The sequence below is a fragment of the Acidisphaera sp. L21 genome, from assembly GCF_009765685.1.
GTDB lineage: Bacteria > Pseudomonadota > Alphaproteobacteria > Acetobacterales > Acetobacteraceae > LMUY01.
Window position 1 is genome coordinate 55,575 of sequence record NZ_LMUY01000152.1, and the last position, 4,708, is coordinate 60,282.

The 4,708-nt window shown below is 62.8% G+C and carries 5 protein-coding genes and 1 pseudogene; 3 read left to right on the top strand and 3 right to left on the bottom strand.

Translation table 11 applies throughout. The annotated features are described in order from the left end of the window. Positions 1 to 258: 258 nt before the first annotated feature. Positions 259 to 1,470 (bottom strand): MFS transporter, encoded by a 1,212-nt coding sequence (locus GSQ76_RS29755; RefSeq protein ID WP_158747702.1) that lies wholly within the window; start codon positions 1,468 to 1,470, stop codon positions 259 to 261. Positions 1,471 to 1,654: 184 nt separating this feature from the next. On the opposite strand from GSQ76_RS29755, the gene GSQ76_RS29760 reads away from it, so the two are divergent. Further along, a complete protein-coding gene (locus GSQ76_RS29760; protein ID WP_158747703.1) occupies positions 1,655 to 2,584 on the top strand; it encodes a LysR substrate-binding domain-containing protein in 930 nt (309 codons plus the stop codon). Between the two features lie 28 nt (positions 2,585 to 2,612). Here the strand turns inward: GSQ76_RS29760 and GSQ76_RS29765 are convergent, their stop codons facing one another. Beyond that, the gene (locus GSQ76_RS29765; protein ID WP_254070712.1) at positions 2,613 to 3,125 is read right to left on the bottom strand and encodes a cation diffusion facilitator family transporter; all 513 of its coding nucleotides are present in this window, start codon (positions 3,123 to 3,125) and stop codon (positions 2,613 to 2,615) included. Between the two features lie 38 nt (positions 3,126 to 3,163). On the opposite strand from GSQ76_RS29765, the pseudogene GSQ76_RS32995 reads away from it, so the two are divergent. Both GSQ76_RS32995 and GSQ76_RS32255 read left to right on the top strand, forming a co-directional pair. Next, positions 3,164 to 3,496, top strand: a pseudogene (locus GSQ76_RS32995) (glycosyltransferase); the annotation flags it as partial. 351 nt (positions 3,497 to 3,847) lie between these two features. Then, a complete protein-coding gene (locus GSQ76_RS32255) occupies positions 3,848 to 4,255 on the top strand; it encodes a hypothetical protein (protein WP_254070711.1) in 408 nt (135 codons plus the stop codon). Between the two features lie 186 nt (positions 4,256 to 4,441). On the opposite strand, the gene GSQ76_RS31505 is transcribed toward GSQ76_RS32255, so the two are convergent. Then, on the bottom strand, positions 4,442 to 4,708 hold a 267-nt coding region (locus tag GSQ76_RS31505), incomplete at its 5' end, for a hypothetical protein (protein WP_216851354.1).

Consider the following 4,708-nt stretch of genomic DNA (forward strand, 5'->3'; position numbering starts at 1 on the left):
CCAAGGAGAGATTGTAGCCGACGTGAATGACTGCCGATGCGATGACGTATGGCCAACTTGCAGCGTTCGGCCACGGCAGGAAGGGCAATGCAATCAACGCGGCGATGGTGATAGCAATCATCATCAGCGTCATCGACCACAGCCGGTCGCCCCCGCCGCGAAGGACCGCATTCCAACTGGCGTGCAAACCTGCGGCGCACATCACGGAGGCAAGGACGATTGGAGTCATTTGGCTTACTGGGACCGACGAACGCGGTCTCAGGCACCCCGGGGGGACGGCTTGGAGTCCAGTCGCTGCGCCAGTAGGACCATAAGGGGTATGACGCACAACGCCGCAGACGCGCCGACAGCGGTGGCCCAAGACGGTCCAACCCAGTCGCCGAACGTCCCGAGCAGCACGGGAACCAAGGCGCTGGATCCAAGGGTGCCGCTGTAGAATACAGCGAAGGCGTGCTCGACTTTCTCACCGTCTACAAGCTCTGGCACGGTGCCGTAAAGCACGGAGGACGTGCCGTTCAATGCGATACCCAGGAATGGGAACAGTATCAGGGTTGGAGCGAGGGGCAGTGCCAGGACCGCGAAAATTGCTGCGGCCGTCCCGAGTTCGGTTCCGACCACGGTCCCAAGCAGGCCGAGCTTGGCTCCCAGCCAGCCGCAGGCGGCCTTGCCACACGCCCCGCCAATGAAGATGAGAGCCAGGGCCACGCCGAGGGTCGGCAACGATGCGCCTTTGGACTTCAGCAAAGCGGGGAGGAACAAAAGGAAGGTCACACCGGCCGCACCGTCCAACATGCCGATGGCCAAGAGCAATCCAAAGCCGCCCTTGCCCTTGCCAGCAGCCGGAACCGCGGCTGGGTGGGCCGCTGGCTGTTCAACTTGCGGCATCAAAAACTGGATCAGGAGCGCCACGACGGCGCCCAGACCAGCCACCAACCAGAGCGCGTGGCGCCAGGCTAGGACCGTTATCAGCAGTGCCAGCAGTGGCGGCAGCGACGCCTTCCCGAGATCACCCGCAAAATTGTAGCTGCCCAAAGGCCCACGCGCGCGCCTGCCATAGGCCCGGGACACGGCGGCGGACGCCAGCGGGTGTTGCGTGCTGCTGCCCGCGCCCGCCAATGCAAGGGCGACACACAAGCCGACCAGGCCACCCGAGAACCCAGCCAGAGCGTAGCCGAACGCGCTGAGCAGGGTTCCAAGCGCCAGCACGGCTCGCGGTGACAGGAGGCGGGCCAGCCGAGTTGACGGCACCTGCAGCAGGGCCAGGCTTCCGACATAGAGGGCGCGGAGGACTGCCATGGCGCCGTAGCCCAGAGCGAACTGGCTCTGCCAGATCGGCAGAAGCACGTAGATGCTCGACGTGTATCCGTCGTGCAGCGCATGGGCGAGACCCGCAAGGGCCAGTGTTCGGCGGCCTCGCGATGTCCCGCTGGGTTCGGTGTCCACGGCCTCTTGGACGGTGATGTCACTCATTTGGGTTCGTCCATCATGACGAACAGTCCGGCTCTGCTACCAGCGGCGCCTGAGACATTCACGGTCCTCCTAATCATCCCATCCCAACTGCGGGCAGAAAATCTCCACTGGCGGCAGCATCGCTGTATGACAGTTCGATTACAAACGATGTATTCTGCGCACAGATGTCAGGAAAGCTCACGTCATGCCCAGTTCGATACTCCGGAACCCGCTCCCGCCGCTAAATGCGGTGCGCGCTTTCGAGGCCGCCGCCCGGCATGGCAGTTTCAAGGATGCGGCAGAGGAACTGGGTGTCACCCATGGGGCTATCAGCCGCCAGGTCGGCCTGCTTGAGGAGTGGTTGGACGGGGCGGTTCTGTTTCGGCGTTTGAGCCGCGGGATGGCGCTGACGCCGGGCGGCGAGGCCCTGCGTGCTGAGTTCGGCCCGGCGCTCGAGCGCATCTCAGCCGCAGCGGGACACCACAGGAACCGGCGGGGGGAACCGGCGGCTGCCGTGCTGCGCGTAAACGCCCTGGCGACCTTCAGCCTGCGCTGGCTGCTGCCGCGGTTAGCGCTTTTCCGCAAGGCGCATCCAGACATCGAGGTTCGGCTGACCACGTCCAACGAGGCCATCGACTCGTTGTCTGAGGACTACGACGTTGTGATCCGCGGTGGACCGGACACATTCCACGGCTATGGGTCGTATCCAGTGATAGCCGAGCGCAGGCTGCCCGTTTGCAGCCCCGTCCTGCTAAAGCGACATCCGCTTAAGACGGTCGCAGGCCTGGAACATCACACCTTGCTCCACGTTACCACGGTGCCGAAATTGTGGCGCGACTGGCTGAAGCAAACCGGGCATGCCGGTTTGCAGCCTGCTGCTACACTGACGCTCGACCACTTCTACCTGTCCATACAGGCAGCCATCGATGGTCTGGGCATCGCGATGGGACCAACCACCCTTGTTGGAGACGACCTGACGGCGGGGCGTTTGGTGGCCCCATTTCCTGATATCAGTCTGCCAGCTAGGACCTACTTCGCGTATGTTCCGCAGCGAGGCAGGCCTAACCCTGCTGGAGAGACGTTCCGAGAGTGGCTTGCCTCCGTTGCAGAGGCGTCCGTCGGGGCTGGTGCCTGAACCTTGGTGGCGTGACACCGGTGGTTGGCTAGCCAGGACGTGCATCCAAGGTCGGCACCTTGTAGCGTGCCTGCCTCGTGGTTGCTGGAGGCTTGGCTATTTGGAGTGAATTTATGCTGATCGGCCAAGGACTGCTGCAGCTGGGAGAGCTCGGCTTGTGGATATTGATGACCGCCTCTCCCTCTTCGGCCCGCAGTGCCGTTTCGATACGGTCGCAAATGGTGTATGCGTCCTGGACCGCGATCCTGCCCGGCACCACAAGGTGAAACGCGGCGAAAGTGACGTTGCTGAATCGGCGCGTGCGGACATCATGGGCTTCGATGGCACCTTCGGGATTGGCCGAGATGACCTGGCGCAGCCCGGCCACCGCTTTCGGATAGGACACCTCATCCATCAGGCCGCCCACCGACTCCCGCAGCATGCCGTAACCTGCCCACAGGATATTGGCGGTAACCAAGGCCGCCACCACCGGGTTCATCCACGGCCATCTTGTCAGCGGCACCAGGGCGAAGCCGACCAGCACGGCGCCGATGGTCCACACGTCCGTCAAGGTCAGCTTCCTATCCCCAGGGCGGGGAGATGTGCTTGCCGCCCGGCATCGCAGCATGCCTGGAAGCACTTGACGGCCAGGTCGGTGCCCAGGTGCATGACATAGTAGTTGTTGCCAACAACTGTGCTGATGCCACTGCTGCTGCCGCGCGGTCGGTCTCGCTCCGACCCGGCACCACGCTGCACGTCATCGAGGTCGAACTTCCGCCTGGGGAGGCAAATGCGGGCTGTGCCAGGCGCCTGGCGTGTGAAGCCGCCGTTCGCATTGCAGGCCCCAGCGGCATCCTCCTGACGATGGACGCCGACGGGCTGGTTGACCCGGATTGGCTCGAGGCCACCCTGGCCGAAATGGCTGCCGGTGCCGAGGTTGTCGCAGGGTGGGTCGAACTGCATCCTCTTGATTGGTCCAGGATCCCTGCCGGACTGCACGAAGACGATGCGCGGGAGTGCGAGTACGATGCCCTCTGCGACAGGATCCATGCCCAGCTTGATCCGGACCCATCTGATCCAGAGCCGCGGCATACCCAGCACTCAGGGGCCAGCATTGCTGTAAGTGTCGAGGCTTACACACGTTCCGGAGGTGTGCCGCTCGTGGCCTCAGGAGAGGACCGCGCGCTGATGGCGGCCTTGAGACGTGTGGATGCACGCATACGCCACTCGCCCGCAGTTCACGTTGTGGTTTCAGGCCGTGTAATAGGCAGAGCCCCGGGCGGCATGGCCGACACCATTCGCAGGCGGCTGGAGCGGGCCGACCAAGAATTGGATGATCGGCTGGAACCGGCGACGGATTGTGCCCGGCGCGCTTTGGCCAGGGCAACGCTGCGAAGAGCCCTGGAAGATGATGAGCCCTGCTTCCGCGCATTGGGCGAGATGTTGGGGATGGCAGCACAAACCTTGGGGTGTCTGGCTGCATCCCGACCCTTTGGTGAGGCATGGGAACTGCTTGAGCAATCATCAGTGCGTCTGCGGCGGCGGCTTGTGCCAGTCAGCATGCTGCAGGCTCAGGTCCGCGCAGCCGGGGCAATTTTGGATTTCCTTGATCAGGCGCAATCCACCGTCTCAATCGAGGCGCATGACGTCGCCAGGTCAGCCGCCGGTTTCGGCAGCCCTATGGAAGCTTAAGCTTCAAAGGCTACCGCTTCACAGCTGAACGGACGATCACGGCGCTTGAAAGTAGGATGCCTGCAACCAGCGCTCCGATTGACAACAGGCCTGTGCTACTGACATCAACCGACAGCTTCAGGCCGAACTGTTTACCAAGGCAGACAGACAGCTGCGCTGTTTGACGCTCTCGTGTTGGCGGCGTCGTTACGGGATGATCTGTGTCTTCCATTCACCGCAAACGTAGATCCAATCGCCTAGTATTTCAACACTGTAGTTGTGACGGGTTGGCTGGAGATGCGACCAGCCCACATCGGCTATCCGCAAAGGCTGGTTCCGACTAAGCCAGGCCATAGAAGGCGCTCTGGCCTTGCTCGCCGAAGCCTCTCGTTCCAAGCGTGCGTCGAACAGCTCCGGAGCTTCGGCACATAAGTCTTGCAGACCGTGTGAAAACGCGATTCGAAGGTGAAATAG